A 21214-nucleotide genomic window follows, 5' to 3' on the forward strand; every position below is an offset into this window, starting at 1 on the left:
GTCAAAGCACGGCCTTGGGGTACGAACCCAGCACCTTAAGGGCAACGGCTTCGCTGTTGATCTTTTCCAGCACGTCCTTGATCAGCGGGTCCTTGTGGTGGCCGACGAAGTCGATGAAGAACACGTAGGTCCACTTGCCGCTGCGCGACGGGCGGGTCTCGATGCGAGTCAGGTCGACACCGTTGCTGTGGAACGGCACCAGCAGCTCGTGCAGCGCGCCCGGCTTGTTGCGCATGGAGACGATGATGGAAGTCTTGTCATCGCCCGTGGGCGGCACTTCCTGGTTGCCGATCATGAGGAAGCGCGTGGAGTTGTCCGGGCGGTCCTCGATCTTCTCGTGCAGCTTATCCAGGCCGTACAGGCTGGCCGCCATGTCGCCGGCAATCGCCGCGCTGTTCCACTCGCTCTTCACGCGCTTGGCGGCGTCGGCATTGCTGGAGACCGCCACGCGCTCGACGTTCGGGTAGTGCGCGTCCAGCCACTTGCGGCACTGGGCCAGGGACTGGGCGTGGGAGTAGATGCGGGTGATGTTGTTGGTCTTGGTGTTCTCGCCCACCAGCAGGTGGTGGTGGATGCGCAGTTCCACCTCGCCGCAGATCACCAGGTCGTGTTCGAGGAAGCTGTCGAGGGTGTGGTTGACCGCACCCTCGGTGGAGTTTTCCACCGGCACCACGCCGAAGTTCACCGCGCCGGCAGCAACTTCGCGGAACACTTCGTCGATGGCCGCCATCGGCGTGCTGATCACCGCATGGCCGAAGTGCTTGAGCGCCGCGGCCTGGGTGAAGGTGCCTTCCGGGCCGAGGTAGGCCACTTTCAGCGGCTGCTCCAGGGCCAGGCAGGAGGACATGATCTCGCGGAAAAGACGAGCGACTTCCTCGTTGTCCAGCGGGCCCTTGTTCAGCTCCATGATGTGCTTGAGCACCCACGCCTCGCGCTCGGGCCGGTAGAACACCGGCTTTTCGCCTGCGGGCAGGGCGGCCATTTTCACGCGCGCCACGTCGGTGGCGCAGCGGGCGCGTTCGCTGATCAGCTCGAGGATCTTCTCGTCGAGGCTGTCGATGCGTACGCGCAAAGCCTTGAGCTGGTCAGCGTCGCTCATCAGCCGTGCTCCTTCTCGAACTCGGCCATGTAGCCGACCAGGGCTTCGATGGCATCCAGGCCCAGGGCGTTATAGATGGAGGCACGCATGCCGCCCACCGAACGGTGACCCTTGAGGTTGAGCAGACCGCGCGCGTCGGCACCGGCGAGGAAGGCCTTGTCGAGCTTCTCGTCGGCCAGGCGGAACGGCACGTTCATCCAGGAGCGGGCGCTGGGCTGGATCGGGTTGGTGTAGAAGTCGCTGCTGTCGATGAAGCCGTACAGCATGTCCTTCTTCGCGCGGTTGCGCTGTTCCATGGCGTCGACACCGCCCTGCTCCTTCAGCCACTGGAAGACCAGGCCGGAGAGGTACCAGGAGTAGGTGGCCGGGGTGTTGTACATGGAGCCGTTATCGGCAGCGACCTTGTAGTTGAGCATGGTCGGGCAGATGCTGCGGGCGCGGCCCAGCAGGTCTTCGCGAACGATGACCACCACCAGGCCGGACGGGCCGATGTTCTTTTGCGCGCCGGCGTAGATCAGGCCGAACTTCGATACGTCGATCGGGCGGGAGAGGATGTCCGAGGACATGTCCACCACCAGCGGAACATCGCCGACTTCCGGAATCCAGTCGAATTCCAGGCCACCGATGGTCTCGTTGGACGCGTAGTGCAGGTAGGCCGCGTCCTTGGACAGGTTCCACTCGTTCTGGCCGGGGATCGCGAAGTAGTCGTACTTGGATGCGCTGGCGACGACGTTGACGTTGCCGTAACGGCGAGCCTCTTCGATGGCCTTCTTCGACCAGATGCCGGTTTCCACGTAGTCGGCCACGCCGTCTTCGGGCAGCAGGTTCAGCGGAATCTCGGCGAACTGCTGGCTGGCGCCGCCCTGCAGGAACAGCACCTTGTAGTTCGACGGGATCGCCATCAGGTCGCGCAGGTCCTGCTCGGCCTTCTCGGCGATGGCCACGTAGTCGTCGCTACGGTGGCTCATCTCCATGACCGACAGGCCCTTGCCCTGCCAATCCAGCAGCTCGGCGCGGGCGCGCTCCAGCACCTCGGTGGGAAGCGCCGCGGGACCGGCGCAGAAGTTAAAGGCTCGCTTGCTCACATCCACTCTCGCTATCAGTCTTCGCTGGCTTGCGGGGCTTCTTCAGCCGCGACTTCGCCTGCTTCTTGGTTCTCGTCCGCTACTTCACCCTCGACGGTCTCGCCGTCGACGATCTCGCCTTCGATCTCTTCGCCTTCGACGACGGTCGGCTCCTGCACCCGCTCCAGGCCTACGACGGTCTCGTCGGCAGCCAGCTTGATGAGGATCACGCCCTGGGTGTTACGGCCAGCGCCACGGACTTCGTCGACGCGGGTACGCACCAGGGTGCCCTGGTCGGAGATCAGCATGATCTCCTCGCCGTCCAGCACCTGCACGGCGCCTACCAGGTTGCCGTTACGCTCGTTGATCACCATGGCGATCACGCCCTGGCCGCCACGACCGCGACGCGGGTAGTCGGCCAGCGGGGTGCGCTTGCCGTACCCGCGCTCGGAGGCGCTGAGGATCTGCGCTTCGCGGCACTCGGGGATCAGCATGGAAATGATCCGCTGGCCTTCGCCCAGGCGCATGCCGCGCACGCCACGGGCGTTACGGCCCATGATGCGCACCTTGCTTTCCTTGAAGCGGATCACCTTGCCGGCGTCGGAGAACATCATCACGTCCTTCGAGCCGTCGGTGATGGCGGCGGCGATCAGCGAATCGCCCTCCTCCAGTTTCAGCGCGATCAGGCCGTTGGAGCGGGGCTTGGTGAACTGGATCAGCGGGGTCTTCTTCACGGTGCCTTTCATGGTGGCCATGAAGATGTACGCGCCGGTCGGCTCGTCCTGGCTGAAGTCGGCGTCGTCGCCCTCTTCGCCTTCTTCGGCTTCCACCACTTCGGCGACCTGCTCGGCGACCACGTCGTCATCGTCGTTCTCGTCACCGGCGAACTGGGCGCGCACAGCTTCCAGGTCGATCTGCAGCATCGCGGTGATGCGCTCGCCTTCGTCCAGCGGCAGCAGGTTCACCAGCGGACGGCCACGGGCGGTACGCGAGGCTTCCGGGATCTCGAAGGTGCGCAGCCAGTAGACCTTGCCCTTGCTGGAGAACAGCAGCAGGGTGGCGTGGCTGTTGGCGACCAGCAGGTGTTCGATGTAGTCCTCGTCCTTCACGCCACTGGCCGACTTGCCCTTGCCACCGCGACGCTGGGCCTCGTAGGCGGCCAGCGGCTGGGACTTGGCGTAGCCGCCGTGGGAGATGGTGACCACGCGCTCTTCTTCGGTGATCAGGTCGGCGATGGTCAGGTCCATCTGCGACGCGACGATCTCGGTGCGGCGGGCATCGCCGAACTCCGCCTTGACCTTCTCCAGCTCCTCGCGGATGACTTCCATCAGGCGCTCGGGGTTGGTCAGGATGCGGATCAACTCGCCGATCAGGGTGAGGATTTCCTGGTACTCGGACAGGAGCTTCTCGTGCTCCAGGCCGGTCAGGCGGTGCAGGCGCAGTTCCAGGATGGCCTGGGCCTGTTCCGGCGACAGGTAGTACTTGCCTTCGCGCAGACCGTACTGCTCATCCAGGTCTTCCGGACGGCAGGAATCGGCGCCGGCGCGCTCGACCATGGCTTCCACGGCGCTGGATTCCCAGGCCGTGGCGATCAGGCGTTCCTTGGCCTCGGCCGGGGTCGGCGAGGTCTTGATCAGCTCGATCACCGGGTCGATGTTCGACAGGGCGACCGCCTGGCCTTCGAGGATGTGGCCGCGCTCGCGGGCCTTGCGCAGTTCGTAGACGGTCCGGCGGGTCACCACTTCACGGCGGTGGCGAATGAAGACCTCGAGCATGTCCTTGAGGTTCATCGTGCGCGGCTGACCATCGACCAGGGCCACCACGTTGATGCCGAACACGCTCTGCAACTGGGTCTGGGCGTAGAGGTTGTTCAGCACGACCTCGCCCACTTCGCCGCGGCGCAGCTCGATCACGACGCGCATGCCGTCCTTGTCGGACTCGTCGCGCAGTTCGGTGATGCCTTCGATCTTCTTCTCTTTCACCAGCTCGGCGATCTTCTCGATCAGGCGAGCCTTGTTCAGCTGGTAGGGCAGCTCGGTGATGATGATCTGCTGGCGGTTGCCGCCCTTTTCCATGTCCTCGATGGTGGCGCGGGCACGGATATAGATGCGGCCACGGCCGGTGCGGTAGGCCTCGATGATGCCCGCACGACCGTTGATGATGCCGGCGGTCGGGAAGTCCGGGCCGGGGATGTACTGCATCAGGTCGTCGACGGACAGCTCGGGGTTGTCCATCAGCGCCAGGCAGCCGTCGATCACCTCGGTGAGGTTGTGCGGCGGGATGTTGGTCGCCATGCCCACGGCAATACCGCTGGAACCGTTGACCAGCAGGTTCGGGATCTTGGTCGGCATGACCGCCGGGATCTGCTCGGTGCCGTCGTAGTTGGGCACCCAGTCGACGGTTTCCTTGTCGAGGTCCGCCAGCAACTCGTGGGCCAGCTTGGACATGCGCACTTCGGTGTATCGCATGGCCGCGGCGTTGTCGCCGTCCACCGAACCGAAGTTGCCCTGGCCGTCCACCAGCATGTAGCGCAGCGAGAAGGGCTGGGCCATGCGCACGATGGTGTCGTACACCGCGGTGTCGCCGTGCGGGTGGTACTTACCGATCACGTCACCGACCACACGGGCGGATTTCTTGTAGGGCTTGTTCCAGTCGTTGCCCAGTTCGCTCATGGCGTACAGGACGCGACGGTGCACGGGCTTCAAGCCATCGCGCGCATCGGGCAGGGCACGACCGACGATCACGCTCATGGCGTAATCGAGGTAGGACTGTCGGAGTTCGTCTTCGATGTTGACCGGGAGGATTTCTTTGGCCAGTTCGCCCATGAGAAGCCTGGTTCCTTTTTCAAATGGGTCTCCGTCATGCCCGTCCCGGGCCTGGCGGAGCGCGGTGCGCTATCAAAGCGCCACCGACTCTCTACAAATCAACGACTTGGCCGTTGATCCGCGATGCTGTGGGGGCCGTAAAAATGCCCCATCAAGAACCGTCGGAGCTTACCACAAGCCAGGGTCAAACCCTACCCTCGCCCAAGCCCCTCGATGAATTGCCGCAGGCCCCGTCAATGCAGGCGCTTGCGGCTCATCAACTGGGCCATCCGCTCGGCGTCCGGACGCTCGACGACGCCGCGCTCGGTCACGATGGCGTCGATCAGGTCCGCCGGGGTTACATCGAACACCGGGTTGTAGGCATCCACGTCAGCGGCGACACGTTTGCCGCCGATTTCCAGGAGTTCGCGACCGTCGCGCTCCTCGATCGGGATGTCCTCGCCACTTTCCAGCCCCATGTCGATGGTCGAACTGGGCGCCACCACCATGAAGCGCACGCCGTGGTGCATAGCGTTGACTGCGAGCTGATAAGTCCCGATCTTGTTGGCAACATCGCCGTTGGCCGTGATGCGGTCGGCACCGACGATGACCCAGGTGATGCTTTCGGTCTTCATCAGGTGCGCGGCGGCCGCGTCCGCGTTCAGGGTGACCGGCACACCTTCGTTCGCCAGCTCCCAGGCGGTCAGACGCGCGCCCTGCAGCCAGGGGCGGGTTTCGTCGGCGTAGACGCGCTCGATCAACCCTTCCAGGTGCGCCGCGCGCAGCACGCCCAGCGCGGTGCCGAAGCCGCCGGTGGCCAGGGCGCCGGTATTGCAGTGAGTGAGTATCTTCTGCGGGCCGCCGTGGTGCTTGCGGATCAGCTCCACGCCCAATTGGGCCATGGTCAGGTTCGCCTCGCGGTCGCTTTCGTGGATCGCCACCGCCTCGGCTTCGAGCAGCGCCAGCGGGTCCTCACCCGGCTTCAGGCGCTCCAGACGGTCACGCATGCGGTTCAGCGCCCAGAACAGGTTGACCGCGGTGGGACGCGATTCGGCGAGCACGGTGAAATCTTCTTCCAGCGCCGTACGCCAGTCGCCGCCGGCGGCCAGGCGGGCGCGCAGGCCCAGCGCCAGGCCATAGGCGGCGGCAATGCCGATGGCGGGTGCGCCACGCACGACCATCTGGCGGATGGCCTCGGCCACGCCTTCGGCGGTCTCAAAGGACAGCCAGGTTTCCTCCAGCGGCAGCAGGCGCTGGTCCAGCAGTCGGAGTGTGCCCTTGCGCCAATCAATGGCCGTGACCCGTTCGGCCGCCAACAGTCGCTCACGCATGGAACACCTCTTCAATTCAATGGAATCGCGGGCCTTTCCCGGCCCCCAGGAATCTTCCCGCGCAGGCGGGTAAAAGCGCCGAGTATACCGAGCCTGCGGCGGTGGCGCTCGGCTATACTCGGGCGCTTTATTATCGCGCCCAGGATGCGCCATATGCCCACCACCAAAGTCCCGCTCGACCTGCTGCTCTTCCCCACCTGGATTGTCCCCGTGGAGCCCGCCGGCATCGTCCTGCGTGACCATGGCCTGGGCATCCGCGACGGTCGCATCGCCCTGCTCGCCCCGCGCGCCGAAGCGCTGCGCCATCCGGCGGCGGAAACCCGCGAACTGCCGGGCATGCTGCTCTCCCCCGGCCTGATCAACGCCCACGGCCATGCGGCGATGAGCCTGTTCCGCGGCCTGGCGGACGACCTGGCACTGATGACCTGGCTGCAGGAGCACATCTGGCCGGCAGAAGCCAAGTGGGTCAGCGAGGACTTCGTCCGTGATGGCACGGAACTGGCCATCGCCGAGCAGCTCAAGGGCGGCATCACCTGCTTCTCCGACATGTATTTCCTGCCGCAGGTGGCCTGCGAGGTGGTGCACAAGGCCGGCGTTCGCGCGCAGATCAGCGTGCCGGTACTGGATTTCCCGGTCCCCGGCGCCCGCGACGCCGACGACGCCATCCGCCAGGGCCTGGCACTGCGCGACGACCTCAAGCATCACCCGCGCATCAAGGTCGCCTTCGGCCCGCACGCGCCCTACACGGTCAGCGACGACAAGCTGGAAAACATCCTGATGCTTGCAGAGGAACTGGACGCCGGCATTCATATGCACGTCCATGAGACTGCCTTCGAGGTCCAGCAGGCGCTGGAGAAGCACGGCGAACGCCCGCTGGCCCGCCTGCATCGCCTGGGGCTGCTCGGCCCGCGCTTCCAGGCCGTGCACATGACCCAGGTGAACGACGAAGACCTGGCCATGCTGGTGGAGACCAACAGTTCGGTGGTGCACTGCCCCGAATCCAACCTCAAGCTGGCCAGCGGCTTCTGCCCGGTGGAGCGCCTGTGGCAGGCCGGAGTCAACGTGGCCATCGGCACCGACGGCGCGGCCAGCAACAATGACCTCGACCTGCTCGGCGAAACCCGTACGGCCGCCCTGCTGGCCAAGGCCGTGGCCGGCCAGGCCACCGCGCTGGACGCCCACCGTGCCCTGCGCATGGCCACCCTGAATGGCGCCCGCGCGCTGGGCATGGAACAGGAAACCGGCAGCCTGGAACTGGGCAAGGCTGCCGATATCACAGCCTTCGACCTTTCCGGACTGGCCCAGCAGCCGGTGTACGAGCCGGTTTCCCAGCTGATCTACGCCAGCGGCCGCGACTGCGTGCGCCACGTCTGGGTCGGCGGCAAGCAGTTGCTGGATGACGGCAAGCTCACCCGCCTGGACGAAGAGCGCCTGATCGCCGTAGCAGGCGAGTGGGGACGCAAGATCGCTGGTGCCTGAGCCCCTGCCGTCCTGTCGCAGCGCCTGCCTCGGTCCAGCGCTGCGACAATCTGTCATGCCGCGCCCCATCCATTCGACGAAGCTGGCATCATAGCCAGTCTTCGTTTCCAGCTTTTTGATCAATAGGGACACCATGAGCAACGTCGACCACGCCGAGATCGCCAAATTCGAGGCCCTCGCCCACCGCTGGTGGGACCGCGAAAGCGAGTTCAAGCCCCTGCACGACATCAACCCGCTGCGGGTCAACTGGATCGACGAGCGCGTCAGCCTCGCCGGCAAGAAGGTCCTCGACGTCGGCTGCGGCGGCGGCATCCTCAGCGAGGCCATGGCCCAGCGCGGCGCTACCGTCACCGGCATCGACATGGGCGAAGCGCCCCTGGCAGTCGCCCAGCTGCACCAGCTGGAGTCCGGCGTGCCGGTGGAATACCGCCGCATCACCGCCGAAGAGCTGGCCGAGGAAATGCCCGAGCAGTTCGACGTAGTGACCTGCCTGGAAATGCTCGAGCACGTGCCCGACCCGGCCTCGGTGATCCGCGCCTGCCACAAGATGGTCAAGCCCGGCGGCCAGGTGTTCTTCTCCACCATCAACCGCAACCCGAAGGCCTACCTGTTCGCCATCGTCGGTGCGGAATACGTGATGCGCCTGCTGCCGCGCGGCACCCATGACTTCAAGAAGTTCATCCGCCCCTCCGAGCTGGGTGCCTGGTCGCGCGACGCCGGCCTGGCGGTCAAGGACATCATCGGCCTGACCTACAACCCGCTGACCAAGCACTACAAGCTGGCCAACGATGTCGACGTCAACTACATGATCCAGACCCTGCGGGAGGAGTGAATCGCATGCTCAAAGCGGTTCTCTTCGACATGGACGGCACCCTGCTGGACACCGCGCCGGACTTCGTCGCCGTGTGCCAGGCGATGCTCGCCGCCCATGGCCGCGCGCCGATCGACGACCAGCGCATCCAGGACGTGGTGTCAGGTGGCGCCCGCGCCATGGTTGCCGCGACCTTCGACATGGACCCGGAAGCGCCTGGCTTCGAGACCCTGCGCCAGGAATTCCTCGACCGCTACCAGGAGCATTGCGCCGTCTTCACCCGTCCGTACGAGGGCATGGCGGAACTGCTGGAGAGCATCGACCGCTCCCGCCTGATCTGGGGCGTGGTGACCAACAAGCCGGTGCGCTTCGCCGCGCCGATCATGCAGCAGCTGGGCCTGGCCGAGCGCTCCGCGGTGCTGGTCTGCCCGGACCACGTGAAGAACAGCAAGCCGGACCCGGAAATGCTCCTGCTGGCCTGCAGCCAGCTGAACATCGACCCGTCGCAGGTGCTGTTCATCGGTGACGACCTGCGCGACATCGAGTCCGGCCGCGCCGCCGGGACCAAGACCGCCGCCGTGCGCTACGGCTACATCCACCCGGACGACAACCCCGCGCACTGGGGCGCCGACGTCATCGTCGACCATCCCCGCGACCTGCTGGCGGTTCTCGACCGCGCCCTCTGCTCCTGCTGAACCGAACCTCGCGAGCCCGCCAGCGCGCTGACGGGCTCCGCCAAGGAGAAACCATGTTCGACTATTCCGCCCGCCCCGACCTGCTCAAGGGCCGCGTGATCCTCGTGACCGGCGCCGGCCGCGGCATCGGCCGGGCCGCCTCGCTCGCCTTCGCCGCCCACGGTGCGACCGTGCTGCTGCTGGGCAAGACCGAGGACTACCTCAACGAGGTCTATGACCTGATCGTTGCCGCCGGCCACCCGGAACCGGTGGTCATCCCGCTGAACCTGGAAACCACCCTGCCGCACCAGTACGACGAGTTGGCGGCCATGATCGAGAAAGAGTTCGGCAAGCTCGACGGTCTGCTGCACAACGCCTCGATCCTCGGCCTGCGCTCGCCCATCGAGCAGATTTCCACCGACAACTTCACCCGTGTCATGCAGGTGAACGTCAACGCCATGTTCAGCCTCACCCACACCCTGCTGCCGCTGCTCAAGCTCTCCGAGGACGCCTCGGTGGTCTTCACCTCCAGCAGCGTCGGCCGCAAGGGCCGCGCCTACTGGGGCGCCTACGCGGTGTCGAAGTTCGCCACCGAGGGTCTGATGCAGGTTCTGGCAGACGAGTGCGAGGACATCACCCGCGTGCGCGCCAACAGCGTCAACCCGGGCGCCACCCGCACTGCGATGCGCGCTCATGCCTACCCGGGCGAGAACGCTTACAACAACCCGGCGCCCGAAGACATCATGCCGGTCTACCTGTACCTGATGGGTCCGGACAGCAAGGGCGTGAACGGTCAGGCCTTCAACGCCCAGGACTGAGGTCCGGCCCTGCACAATCGGTACTGGCGTACCAGCGGCGTCGACCTGCAGCCCAGCAACCACGCCGCCTCCCGCCATTTTTCTGGCTCCGCCCCGCTCTCCCCTCCGGCAAAGTGCCACTATTTCGCCAGACTTCTGGCGAAACCTTTCCCCGACTGGGAACCCTGACCACCACCGATCGGTCAATACGGCGTCTTTTCAGGCCTTTCCGCGCCCTGGCACGGAAATCGCTCTGTCCCTGCAAACGCCGTAAAAATGGTCGCCGCCATGGTTCCTCCCAAGCACTCCAATACCATCGATTTCGATGCTGCCAAGCTCCAGCGCGCGGCCAGCCAGGACATCCGCACACCCTCGCGGCGTCCGCTGGAGCTGCTGGAACTGCGCCAGCAGCTGAACCTGCAATTGCAGGTGAGCCTGGAGGCTGACCGCATCCTCGCGGTGTTCTTCCGCGAGATCCAGCAGTTGCTGCCAGTGGCCTACCTGGCGTACTACCACGCCGGCGCCGACCTGCGCCTGGAGTTCGGCGAAGCGGCCAGGCACAGTGCCGACTACCGCCTGACCCACGCCAGCGAATACCTCGGCGAGATCAGCTTCCGTCGTGCCCGGCGCTTCTCCGAGGTGGAGCTTTCGCAGCTGGAATCGCTGATGGCCTGCCTGCTCTATCCCCTGCGCAACGCCCTGCTCTACCGCGCCGCCGTGCAATCGGCGCTCCGCGATGCGCTGACCGGCACCGGCAACCGCATTGCCATGGACCAGACCCTGGGGCGCGAGGTCGAGGTAGCCCGGCGCCACCTGCTGCCGCTGTCGATCCTCATGCTCGACCTGGACCACTTCAAGCAGATCAACGACGAGCACGGCCACAGCGTCGGCGACGATGCCTTGCGCGCCGTGGCAACGGCGCTGAAGAACAGCCTGCGCAATGTCGACATGGTGTTCCGCTTTGGCGGCGAGGAATTCCTCGTGCTGCTGTCCAACACCCCCGGCGTCGCCGCCGTGCAGGTAGGCGAACGGCTGCGGGCTGCCGTGGAGGAGCTGAACCTGGCCGCCGGCGGCAAACGCTTGCCGCTGTCCATCAGCCTGGGCTGCGCCACCCTCAATGGCGGCGAGTCGGTGGATGATCTGCTGCGCCGCGCCGACAGCGCGCTTTACGAAGCCAAGCGCGACGGACGCAACCGCCTGGCCTGCGCCAGCTGACCCAGCGAGAGCCCCCTGTAGGAGCGAGCTTGCTCGCGAACGGACTTCCCGGTAGCTCTGGCGTCAAGCGGGTTTGCGAGCAAGCTCGCTCCTACAGAAGACTTCCGCTAAATCGCAGGCAAGAAAAAGGGCTCCGAGGAGCCCTTTTCCATTTACCGCTGACGCTTAGCGCTTGAAGCCCGGACGCATGCCGTCACCGGCAGCCTGCGGACGGCGCTTGGCGATCGGCTTGCGCACCGGCTTGCCGGGACGCTCGGCCAGCGGGGCGCCTTTTTCGCGCGCCGGACGGTCGCTCGGAGCCTTGCGCGGCGCACGGTTCTCACCGGCATCGCTACGCGGGCCACGGGCCGGACGATCACCGGCATCGCGAGGAGCGCGAGCAGGACGATCACTGCCAGCATCACGCGGCTTGCGCGGAGCGCGGCCTTCACCAGCGTCGCTACGCGGGCCACGGGCAGGACGATCACCGGCATCGCGAGGAGCGCGGGCAGGACGATCACTGCCGCCGTCACGCGGCTTGCGCGGAGCGCGGCTGTCAGCGGAATCGCCACGCGGGCTACGGGCAGGACGATCACCGGCATCGCGCGGGGCACGAGACGGACGCTCGTCGGAATCGCGCGGACCACGAGCCGGACGCTCGCCAGCCGCCGGGCGCGGAGCACGCTGCGGACGCTCGCCTTCGGCGCGCTCGGTGCGGGTGCGCGAACCACGGCCCGGACGCTCGCTGGGCGCGAGCTTCTTGCCGAGCTTGCGCTCCTGGCGCTCGACCTTTTCCTTGGTCTTGGTGGAAACGGCCGGCAGGGCGACCGGGGTCAGGCCGACCTCCTCGCTGAGGATGTCCAGCTCGCGCTGGCCCATTTCGCGGTAGCGGCCCATGGTCAGTTCGGAGGTCAGGAACACCGGTCCGAAGCGCACGCGCTTCAGGCGGCTGACGATCACGCCCTGGGATTCCCACAGACGACGAACTTCGCGGTTACGGCCTTCCATCACCACCACGTGGTACCAGTGGTTGAAGCCTTCGCCGCCAGGCGCTTCCTGGATGTCGCTGAACTTGGCGGGGCCGTCTTCGAGCATCACGCCGGCTTTCAGGCGTTCGATCATCTCTTCGTCGACTTCACCGCGCACGCGTACGGCGTACTCGCGGTCCATCTCGTAGGACGGGTGCATCAGGCGGTTGGCCAGCTCGCCGTCGGTGGTGAACATCAGCAGGCCGGTGGTGTTGATGTCCAGACGGCCGACGTTGATCCAGCGGCCGCTGCGCAGGCGCGGCAGGCGGTCGAACACGGTCGGACGGCCTTCCGGATCGTCGCGGGTGCAGACTTCGCCTTCGGGCTTGTTGTAGATCAGGACGCGGCGCACATGCTCTTCGATCTTCTCGCGCTTGAGCAGGCGGTCATCGACGGCGATGGCATCGCGGTCACCCACGCGCTGGCCAAGGGTGGCGACGGCGCCATTGACCTTGACCCGGCCTTCCTCGATCCAGGCCTCGACGTCGCGGCGCGAGCCCACGCCCATGCGGGCCAGGACCTTCTGCAGCTTTTCGCCTTCCGGAGCGGGGGTCAGTTCGGTGTTTTCGTGCTGGTCGTTCATCTCGGCACCTCCCGGTGTGTCGTGCAACGAAGAAAAAGGTCGCGCATCATACGCGCTTGTGCGCGGCAAAGCACCGCCCGCAGTCGGGAAAGACTAGTCGACTTACAGGGGAATGAAGCCATACAGCGCGAAGACGACTTCACCGGGGCCAAGCTGGCGCTGTTCCATGGGGGCCAACTGGTGGTCTACAAGCGCGACGACAAGCCGGGAATCCCCTACCCCGGTTGCTGGGACTTTCCTGGCGGCGGCCGCGAAGGCGACGAGACCCCGGCGCAATGCGCGCTGCGCGAGTTGGAAGAAGAGTTTGGCCTACGCCTGGGCGAGCAACGCATCGAATGGCAGCGCCGCTACCCTGCTACGCACGGCCCCGCGCCCTGGGCCTGGTTCCTGGTGGCGCGGCTGCAACAGAACGAGTTCGAGGCCATCCGTTTCGGCGATGAAGGCCAGTACTGGCGGCTGATGCGCGTCAGCGAATATCTCGCCGAGGAACAGGCGGTGGGTTACCTGCAGGAACGCCTGCGGCATTTCCTCGCAGGGCGCATGGACATCGCCTGAATCCGCGCGCCGGGCCGCTGATACGCATTTGAGCGGCCCATCTGAATCTGTTTCCCCCGCCCGCATTTTTCTAGATTGCCCGCTCACCGGAGCGCCCTGGTTTTCCTCCAGGGGTGCGCCCGGACGTTCTGTCACAAGCGGGAATCCAGCATGAACTCGAGAAGCACGGAGCAGGCGTACAACTACAAGGTGGTTCGCCAATTCGCCATCATGACGGTGGTCTGGGGCGTCGTCGGCATGGCCATGGGGGTACTGATCGCCTCCCAACTGGTCTGGCCGCAACTGAACCTGGACCTGCCGTGGACCAGTTTCGGGCGCCTGCGCCCGCTGCACACCAGCCTGGTGATCTTCGCCTTCGGCGGTTGCGCGCTGTTCGCCACCAGCTACTACACGGTGCAGCGCACCTGCCAGACGCGGCTGTTTTCCGACAGCCTCGCGGCCTTTACCTTCTGGGGCTGGCAGGCGCTGATCGTGGTGATGATGATCAGCCTGCCGCTGGGCTACACCACCACCAAGGAATACGCCGAGATCGAATTCACCGGCGCCGTGTGGATGGCCATCGTCTGGGTCGCCTACGCGGTGGTGTTCTTCGGCACGCTGATGAAGCGCAAGACGCCGCACATCTATGTGGGCAACTGGTTCTTCGCCGCCTTCATCCTGGTCACGGCGATGCTGCACATCGTCAACCACCTGGCCATTCCGGTGGACTGGTTCAAGTCCTACCCGGTCTACTCCGGCGCCACCGACGCCATGGTGCAGTGGTGGTACGGGCACAACGCGGTGGGCTTCTTCCTCACCACCGGCTTCCTCGGGATGATGTACTACTTCGTGCCCAAGCAGGCCGGACGCCCGGTGTATTCCTACCGACTGTCCATCGTGCACTTCTGGGCGCTGATCACTCTCTATATCTGGGCCGGCCCGCACCACCTGCACTACACCGCCCTGCCCGACTGGGCGCAGAGCCTGGGCATGGTGATGTCGCTGATCCTCCTGGCGCCGAGCTGGGGCGGGATGATCAACGGCATGATGACCCTCTCCGGCGCCTGGCATAAGTTGCGCACCGACCCGATCCTGCGCTTCCTCGTGGTTTCCCTGGCGTTCTATGGGATGTCGACCTTCGAGGGCCCCATGATGGCGATCAAGACCGTCAACGCCCTGTCTCACTACACTGACTGGACCATCGGCCACGTCCATGCCGGCGCGCTGGGCTGGGTAGCGATGATTTCCATCGGCTCGCTCTATCACCTGATTCCCAAGGTCTTCGGTCGCGAACAGATGCACAGCATCGGTCTGATCAACGCTCACTTCTGGCTGGCCACCATCGGCACGGTGCTCTACATCGCCTCGATGTGGGTCAACGGCATCACCCAGGGCCTGATGTGGCGGGCGGTGAACGCCGACGGCACGCTCACCTACTCCTTCGTCGAAGCGCTGCAGGCCAGCCACCCCGGCTTCGTGGTGCGCATGACCGGCGGGCTGATGTTCCTCAGCGGCATGCTGCTGATGGCCTGGAATACCTGGGTCACCGTGCGCCAGGCGCGCCCCGAGGCGATGCGTGTCGCCGAGCGGATGGCCTGAGATGACACTTTGGCTGGGGCTGGGCGGCCTGCTGGCACTGTATTTCGGCGTCGGCTGGAGCCTGCGGGCGCACCGCCAGCGCGGTATCGAGGAGGCCAGCATGCTGCCCTTCGCCGATGACGAGGAAGTGGCCCGGCGCATGGAAAAAGCCACCGGGCGCAGCCGCACCGGTTGCGCCTGCCCCGGCCAGTGCCGCGGCGACTGCGAGCACTGGAGCGACTGGCAGCCCTAGCGCGCCAGTTTGCGGGCAGGCCTGCGACAGAGCGCCACATCACCTTCATCAATTTTCATTAGCAAGCACATCAATTTCCCGGCGGGCGTGCGGAGGCGGAATATCACTCCCGTGCCCCGCCACCTGATGGACGCCTGCAGCATCGTCCCCTGTCCTGTCTGGACCCCAGGACAGACATCATCGATGCCAGTGCTCCCCGGTGGGGCTTTCCATCCCACTCAAGGATCCCTGACCGGGTCCTTCACCGAGGAAATAAAGAATGAAGCTTGCCTCTGTCGTGTCGGCTGTCATCTCCAGCCTCGCCCCGATGGCTTTTGCCCAGGACGCAATCAAGAACCCCGGCGCCGACCTGCCGGTCACCGAATACCACTACGGCATGTCCCTGGACGTCGACAAGGTCCTGCACCGCACCGACAACTCCGGCAAGGTCGGCATCGTGCCGGCGTACATGGTCTACCAGGATCACGAAGGCCAGACCCACAAGGTCCGCTTCCTCGAATGGGGCGGCAGCACCAGCCAGGGCTGAGCCTTGCCTAGCATCGCCCTCCGGCCGTCTTGGCCAAACCCCGCGAGCCAGTGGTGGCGACCGGGGGGCGATCCTGATGAGTGGCCCGCCGCCAGGTGATGTCGCTCAGTTCCAATGCCGCCGCGAAGCGCGCCGGTTGTCCCCCAGGCCGACCAGCGCCGCCACCGAGGCCATCAGTACCTCGGCGATCCATGCCAGCAACAGACCACCGGCCAGCGCCCAGCCAATTGCCTCGGGCTCCAGCATCACCTGGTAGCGGTAGTTCTCGTAGGTTTCCTGCAGCAGTTCGTGATTCGGCGAGGTGAGCATGTGCAGTGCGCGCTGGTACCAGGTGCCCTGCAACGCCTGCCACTCGTTGTCGAACAACTGGGCGCGACGCATCAACCGCTCGATATTGTCGGCGTCGCGCTGGAATACCGGGTCGGCGCTGCCGCGGTAATGCGCCACCAGGGCGCTCAGGTCGCCCTTGAAGAACTGCCCCGAGGTATCCTTGAAGCCTTGCAGCGCCTGCGTTGCCTCGATGCGGTGGGCATCGACGCGTTGCGCGTAGTCCTTGATGAAACCCGGAATCTGGACCGCGACCATCAGACCCAGTGCGAACAGCACCATGCGTACATAGCTGCGCAGCATTCTTTCCCCCTTTCGTTCTTATGATGTGCAAGGCAACGCGGGATTCTCCCGCTTGCCGCGTTCACGTTCCGGGAATGCTTCACGTCCCGCTCAGATGCGCCCCTGGGTGACGATCTCGCCACGCCACCAGAGCATCCACTCGCCGCCCTGCATCAGGGTCCAGTTCTCGTTGTCGGTCAGCGGCTCGGTGGCGATCACCGTGACCACGTCGTTGGGTGTGGTTTCCGACTGGAAGTCCACGGTGACATCGGCGTCCTTCAGGCGCGCAGGCCCGAAGGGCGCACGGCGGGTGATCCACGCCAGCTTGGTGGAACAGAAGGTGAACAGCCAGTCACCGTCGCTGAGCAGGCAGTTGAACACCCCCTTCTCGCGATAGGACGCGCAGGCAGTCACCAGCGTGGGCAGCAGCACCTCCACCGGTACGGGCTCGGGAAAGGCACGCCGCACGCGGTTGAGCAGGTCGCAGAAGGCCGCTTCGCTGTCGGTGTCGCCCACCGCGCGGTAGAGACCGGGTTCGGGATGGAAGTCGGCGAGCTGGCCGTTGTGGGCAAAGGTCCAGTAGCGGCCGCCCATCTCGCGCACGAACGGATGGGTGTTGGCCAGGCAGACCTTGCCGACGTTGGCCTGGCGGATGTGGCCGATCACCGCTTCGCTCTTGATCGGGTAGCGCTGCACCAGCCGCGCGACTTCCGAGTCGACGCTGGCGGACGGGTCCTGGAACAGCCGCACACCGCGCCCCTCATAAAAGGCGATGCCCCAGCCGTCACGGTGCGGGCCGGTGCCGCCGCCGCGCTGCATCAGCCCGGTGAAGCTGAAGACGATGTCCGTCGGGACGTTGGCGCTCATGCCGAGCAACTCGCACATGAATCAGTTCTCCTCCATCAGTGCCTCGCGCAGCTGATGCAGCTCGCGTTCCAGGCGATTCTGCATCCTTTTCCGCCCCAGTGGCAGGAACCGCGTCAGCGCGCGCAGCAGCAGGGCTGGCAGGTCGTTCAACTCACGCGGGATAAGGTGCAGATGAAAATGTGCGACGTGCTGGTTGGCCGCGGGGCCGTCGTTGACCAGCAGGTTGATGCCGACTCGCCCGTAGCCGGCGCGACGCAGCACCCGCTCCATGCGTTCGGCCAACGGGATCAGGTCCTGCTGCGCAGCCTCGGAGAGCTGGTGCAGGAAGGCCGCGTGCTCGCGGGCGACCAGCAGCAGGTGCGCGGGGCGCAGCGGATAGATGTCCAGCAGCACGATGAAATGGTCGTCTTCGTAGAGGGTACGGGCCGGCACGCGACCGGCCGCGATGGCGCAGAACACGCAGTCCATGGGAACTCCTCGAAAGGCCGTTCAGTTCATGCTGGACGCGTGCGGGGCAGTACGCAAGGCCGGACTACAGGCGCGGTTCGATCCGCATGCGGCGCTCGCCGTGATCGTCGGTGCGGCTGTCAACGTCGGGCATCAGCTGCGGTTGCATCAGCTGGCGCAGGGTCGGCTCGTCTTCGTCGACCTTTTCCTGGCGGCGCTTCTTCAGCGAGCGTTCCAGCGGCCAGCGGATGAGCACGAACAGCAGGTACACACCGAATGCCGCCAGCAGCACCAGGGCAAGGTCGGAGACGGCGCGCCAGGCGTTGTTGCCAACCTTGAACACCACGTCCAGCGCGGTGATCGCGATAGCCGGAGCGTACAGGTTGTTCGCCGGGTCCACCGGGGTCGGGGTGAACAGCAGGACGATGACGATCACCCGCAGCGGCTCGCGCAGCCAGCGCCACATCCAGCCGGTCATCAGGAACCAGACCAGGGTCAGGCCAAGGCCGGCGGCGATATAGGCGCCCCAGGCAAGCGTGTAATCGTGTTCGTTCATGCGCGTGCGTGCGGTGTCGACAGAGGGGTGCGTATGATAGCCGCTTTTCCCCATGGGTGCGCATCCGGGCGTCCCCCATGCCGTCCCGAGGAGCCACCATGACCGACCGCCAGCCCCCCATCGCCCGCCGCGAAGCCGCCGCCGATCCGTATGCCTGGCTGGAAAACCGTGACGCCGAGGACGTCCTCGACTACCTGAAAGCAGAAAATGCCTACCTGGAAGATCAGCTTCTTCCTCAGACGAAACTGCGCGAAACCCTGTTCCAGGAGATCAAGGGCCGCATCCGCGAAACCGACCTGTCGCTGCCCACGCCCTGGGGCCCCTGGCTCTACTACCAGCGCACCACTGCCGGCGACGAGTACCCGCGCCACTACCGCAGCCCCCGCCCGGCCGACGGCTCGCTCACCGTCGACGCGAGCGCCGAAGAGCTGCTGCTGGACCCCAACGCCCTGGCCGGCGATGGCTTCCTGTCCGTGGGCGCCTTCAGCATCAGCCCCGATCATTCGAAGCTGGCCTACAGCCTGGATACCAGCGGCGACGAGATCTACACCCTGTACGTGAAGGAACTGGCTGACGGCAGCGTCACCACCCTGCCCTTCGAGGACTGCGATGGCAGCCTGACCTGGGCCAACGACAACCGCACCCTGTTCTTCGGTGAGCTGGACGACACCCACCGCCCGCACAAGCTCTACCGCCACAGCCTGGGCGAGAGCGGCGCGCAGCTGATCTTCGAGGAGCCCGACGGGCGCTTCTTCCTCAACTGCTACCGCGCCAGTTCCGAACGCCAGCTGATCCTGCTGCTCAACAGCAAGACCACCAGTGAAGCCTGGGTACTGGATGCCAATACGCCCGAGGGCGAGTTCGTCTGCCTGGCACCACGGGAGGAAGACCACGAGTACTACCCGGACCACGGTCGCCTGAACGGCGACTGGGCCTGGATGATCCGCAGCAACCAGGCCGGCATCAACTTCGCCCTCTACCACGCCAGCGAGACGCAACCCACCCGCGCCCACTGGCAGGAGCTGGTGGCGCACCGTGACGACGTGATGCTGGAAGGCCTCACCCTGAACGCCAGCGCACTCACCCTGAGCCTGCGCGAAGGCGGCCTGCCGATCGTCGAAGTCCATCCCCATGGACAACCGGCGCACCGGGTGGACCTGCCGGACGCCGCCTATAACCTGTACGTGCAGGACAGCCTGGAGTTCGACAGCGCCACGATCCGCCTGCGCTACGAGGCCCTCAACCGACCGGCGCAGATCCGTCAGTTGAATCTTTCAAGCGGAGAACAAAAGGTTCTGAAGGAAACGCCGGTAGAAGGCCCGTTCGATGCCGACGCCTACGAAAGCCGCCGCCTCTGGGCCGATGCCGCTGACGGCGTACAGGTGCCGATCAGCCTGGTCGGCCGCCGCGACGTGCTGGAAGACGTCGCCCGCAGCAAGCCCGCCCCGCTCTATCTCTATGGCTACGGCGCCTATGGCGAGAGCCTCGACCCCTGGTTCTCCCACGCCCGCCTGAGCCTGCTGGAGCGTGGCTTCGTCTTCGCCATCGCCCACGTTCGCGGCGGCGGCGAGCTGGGCGAAGCCTGGTACCGCGCCGGCAAGCTGGCGCACAAGCAGAACACCTTCAGCGACTTCATCGCCTGCGCCGAACATCTGCTGGACCACGGCTACAGCACCCCAGCGCAACTGGCCATCAGCGGCGGCAGTGCCGGCGGCCTGCTGATCGGCGCGGTACTCAACCAGCGCCCACAGCTGTTCGCCGCGGCCATCGCCGAAGTGCCCTTCGTCGATGTGCTCAACAGCATGCTCAACCCCGACCTGCCGCTGACCGTCACCGAGTACGACGAATGGGGCAACCCGCAGGAGCCGGAGGTCTACGCACGGATCAAGGCCTACGCGCCCTACGAGAACGTCAGCGCCCAGGACTACCCCGCCCTGCTGGTGGTGGCCGGCTACAACGACAGCCGCGTGCAGTACTGGGAAGCCGCCAAGTGGGTAGCCAAGCTGCGCGTCAGCAAGACCGACGACCGCCTGCTGCTCCTCAAGACCGACCTGGGCGCCGGCCACGGCGGCATGAGCGGACGCTATCAGGGCCTGAAGGACGTAGCGCTGGAATACGCCTTCCTGTTCAAGGTGCTGGGCATCGAAGGCAACGCCTGATGCTCTACACCTGCCCGTGCTGCGGCTACTTCAGTTTCGGCGACCCTCCTGGGTCGTACGAAATCTGCGAGATCTGCTTCTGGGAAGACGATCACCTGCAACTCTGCTTCCCCGACGCACGCGGCGGCGCCAATGCCGTCAGCCTGATCGAGGCGCAGGTCAACTTCGTGCAATGGGGCGCATGCGAGCGGCGCTTCCGCGCGCAGGTGCGCCCGGCGACCATCGACGACGAGAAGGACGAGCGCTGGTTTCCGCTCTGGGAAAAGCGCGTGGACCTGCCGGATGGCGAGGCTCCACTGACCGGTGAGGAAGCCTGCTACTGGTTGCGCACACCCACGCCGGGCTGACTCAGCCGGCGCGGAAGATCAGGTGTTCTTCCCAGTCGTCCTCGGGCACCGAACCCTCCGCAAGCATGCGGCCGGACTGCGAGATGCGCTCATGGTGCACCGCCTCCGGATCACCGCAGACAAGGTGGTGCCACAGCGGCAGGTCCTTGCCCTCGGCCACCAGGCGGTAGCCGCAGGTCGGCGGCAGCCACTGGAACTCATCAGCCTGGGCCGGGGTGAGCTGGATGCAGTCGGGCACGCTGGCACGGCGATTGGCGTAGTCGGTGCAGCGGCAGGTCTTCAGGTCCAGCAGCTTGCAGGCGATGCGCGTGTAGTAGACGGTGCCGTCGTCCTCGTCCTCCAGTTTCTGCAGGCAGCACAGGCCGCAGCCGTCGCACAGCGACTCCCACTCTTCCTGGTCGAGCTGGTCAAGGGTCTTGCGTTTCCAGAAGGGCTCTACTTTGGCGGCCATTTTTTGTACAGGGGCAATTTCAC

Annotated in this window: 21 protein-coding genes; 11 read left to right on the top strand and 10 right to left on the bottom strand. The window is 65.7% G+C overall.

Annotated features, from left to right (window positions below; genetic code table 11):
- Position 1: 1 nt before the first annotated feature.
- The 4 genes from pheA to mtnA all read right to left on the bottom strand — a co-directional run bounded on the left by pheA (position 2) and on the right by mtnA (position 6298).
- Complete coding sequence (gene pheA, locus LDJ84_RS21840; RefSeq protein ID WP_024767047.1) at positions 2–1099, bottom strand: prephenate dehydratase; 1098 nt, start codon at positions 1097–1099, stop codon at positions 2–4.
- Positions 1099–2184, bottom strand: coding sequence for a 3-phosphoserine/phosphohydroxythreonine transaminase (serC, locus tag LDJ84_RS21845; protein ID WP_024767046.1), 1086 nt, complete (start codon positions 2182–2184; stop codon positions 1099–1101). The genes pheA and serC overlap by 1 nt, the downstream gene beginning before the upstream one ends.
- Positions 2185–2198: 14 nt before the next feature.
- On the bottom strand, positions 2199–4988 hold the full coding sequence (gyrA, locus tag LDJ84_RS21850; RefSeq protein WP_024767045.1) for a DNA gyrase subunit A: 2790 nt from the start codon (positions 4986–4988) through the stop codon (positions 2199–2201).
- A 233-nt stretch (positions 4989–5221) separates the two neighbouring features.
- Complete coding sequence (mtnA, locus tag LDJ84_RS21855; RefSeq protein WP_024767044.1) at positions 5222–6298, bottom strand: S-methyl-5-thioribose-1-phosphate isomerase; 1077 nt, start codon at positions 6296–6298, stop codon at positions 5222–5224.
- Between the two features lie 153 nt (positions 6299–6451).
- Here mtnA and LDJ84_RS21860 point away from each other — a divergent pair, with 153 nt between their 5' ends.
- The 5 genes from LDJ84_RS21860 (at position 6452) to LDJ84_RS21880 (ending at position 11274) form a co-directional block, all read left to right on the top strand.
- Positions 6452–7777, top strand: a complete 1326-nt coding sequence (locus tag LDJ84_RS21860; protein ID WP_038803316.1) for a TRZ/ATZ family hydrolase — start codon at positions 6452–6454, stop codon at positions 7775–7777.
- A 133-nt stretch (positions 7778–7910) separates the two neighbouring features.
- Positions 7911–8609 (top strand): bifunctional 2-polyprenyl-6-hydroxyphenol methylase/3-demethylubiquinol 3-O-methyltransferase UbiG, encoded by a 699-nt coding sequence (gene ubiG, locus LDJ84_RS21865; protein ID WP_024767043.1) that lies wholly within the window; start codon positions 7911–7913, stop codon positions 8607–8609.
- Positions 8606–9283: an N-acetylmuramic acid 6-phosphate phosphatase MupP gene (gene mupP / locus LDJ84_RS21870; protein WP_024767042.1), complete on the top strand. Its 678-nt coding sequence runs from the start codon at positions 8606–8608 to the stop codon at positions 9281–9283. Before ubiG ends, mupP begins: the two co-directional genes overlap by 4 nt.
- Before the next feature lie 53 nt (positions 9284–9336).
- Positions 9337–10080: a YciK family oxidoreductase gene (locus LDJ84_RS21875; protein ID WP_065327882.1), complete on the top strand. Its 744-nt coding sequence runs from the start codon at positions 9337–9339 to the stop codon at positions 10078–10080.
- 267 nt (positions 10081–10347) lie between these two features.
- The gene (locus tag LDJ84_RS21880) at positions 10348–11274 is read left to right on the top strand and encodes a GGDEF domain-containing protein (RefSeq protein WP_024767040.1); all 927 of its coding nucleotides are present in this window, start codon (positions 10348–10350) and stop codon (positions 11272–11274) included.
- Between the two features lie 165 nt (positions 11275–11439).
- Here the strand turns inward: LDJ84_RS21880 and rluB are convergent, their stop codons facing one another.
- Positions 11440–12864, bottom strand: coding sequence for a 23S rRNA pseudouridine(2605) synthase RluB (rluB, locus tag LDJ84_RS21885; RefSeq protein ID WP_413247434.1), 1425 nt, complete (start codon positions 12862–12864; stop codon positions 11440–11442).
- Positions 12865–12984: 120 nt separating this feature from the next.
- Between rluB and LDJ84_RS21890 the strand changes: the two genes are divergently transcribed.
- From LDJ84_RS21890 to LDJ84_RS21905, 4 genes are all read left to right on the top strand, one after another.
- Positions 12985–13419, top strand: coding sequence for an NUDIX hydrolase (locus tag LDJ84_RS21890; protein ID WP_024766466.1), 435 nt, complete (start codon positions 12985–12987; stop codon positions 13417–13419).
- 150 nt (positions 13420–13569) lie between these two features.
- Entirely contained in the window at positions 13570–14997 is a 1428-nt protein-coding gene (gene ccoN, locus LDJ84_RS21895; protein ID WP_024766465.1) for a cytochrome-c oxidase, cbb3-type subunit I, read from the top strand.
- 1 nt (position 14998) lies between these two features.
- The gene (locus tag LDJ84_RS21900) at positions 14999–15229 is read left to right on the top strand and encodes a cbb3-type cytochrome c oxidase subunit 3 (protein ID WP_170858272.1); all 231 of its coding nucleotides are present in this window, start codon (positions 14999–15001) and stop codon (positions 15227–15229) included.
- Positions 15230–15488: 259 nt separating this feature from the next.
- The gene (locus tag LDJ84_RS21905; protein ID WP_024766463.1) at positions 15489–15755 is read left to right on the top strand and encodes a DUF2790 domain-containing protein; all 267 of its coding nucleotides are present in this window, start codon (positions 15489–15491) and stop codon (positions 15753–15755) included.
- A 105-nt stretch (positions 15756–15860) separates the two neighbouring features.
- Here the strand turns inward: LDJ84_RS21905 and LDJ84_RS21910 are convergent, their stop codons facing one another.
- The 4 genes from LDJ84_RS21910 to LDJ84_RS21925 form a co-directional block, all read right to left on the bottom strand.
- Positions 15861–16385, bottom strand: a complete 525-nt coding sequence (locus LDJ84_RS21910) for a DUF2937 family protein (RefSeq protein WP_024766462.1) — start codon at positions 16383–16385, stop codon at positions 15861–15863.
- Between the two features lie 90 nt (positions 16386–16475).
- Positions 16476–17249: a class II glutamine amidotransferase gene (locus LDJ84_RS21915; RefSeq protein ID WP_024766461.1), complete on the bottom strand. Its 774-nt coding sequence runs from the start codon at positions 17247–17249 to the stop codon at positions 16476–16478.
- 3 nt (positions 17250–17252) lie between these two features.
- Complete coding sequence (locus LDJ84_RS21920; protein WP_024766460.1) at positions 17253–17699, bottom strand: HIT family protein; 447 nt, start codon at positions 17697–17699, stop codon at positions 17253–17255.
- A gap of 64 nt (positions 17700–17763) precedes the next feature.
- Positions 17764–18234 carry a hypothetical protein gene (locus tag LDJ84_RS21925; protein WP_024766459.1) on the bottom strand — a complete coding sequence of 157 codons (471 nt, stop codon included), beginning with the start codon at positions 18232–18234 and terminating at the stop codon, positions 17764–17766.
- Positions 18235–18332: 98 nt separating this feature from the next.
- Between LDJ84_RS21925 and LDJ84_RS21930 the strand changes: the two genes are divergently transcribed.
- Together LDJ84_RS21930 and LDJ84_RS30740 are read left to right on the top strand one after the other, a co-directional pair.
- Positions 18333–20393 (top strand): S9 family peptidase, encoded by a 2061-nt coding sequence (locus LDJ84_RS21930; RefSeq protein ID WP_226045400.1) that lies wholly within the window; start codon positions 18333–18335, stop codon positions 20391–20393.
- Positions 20393–20740 (top strand): CPCC family cysteine-rich protein, encoded by a 348-nt coding sequence (locus LDJ84_RS30740; protein ID WP_024766457.1) that lies wholly within the window; start codon positions 20393–20395, stop codon positions 20738–20740. Before LDJ84_RS21930 ends, LDJ84_RS30740 begins: the two co-directional genes overlap by 1 nt.
- 1 nt (position 20741) lies before the next feature.
- On the opposite strand, the gene LDJ84_RS21940 is transcribed toward LDJ84_RS30740, so the two are convergent.
- Positions 20742–21191, bottom strand: a complete 450-nt coding sequence (locus tag LDJ84_RS21940; RefSeq protein ID WP_024766456.1) for a YcgN family cysteine cluster protein — start codon at positions 21189–21191, stop codon at positions 20742–20744.
- Positions 21192–21214: the final 23 nt, after the last annotated feature.

It is taken from the genome of Pseudomonas sp. HS-18, from assembly GCF_020401845.1.
GTDB lineage: Bacteria > Pseudomonadota > Gammaproteobacteria > Pseudomonadales > Pseudomonadaceae > Pseudomonas > Pseudomonas nitroreducens.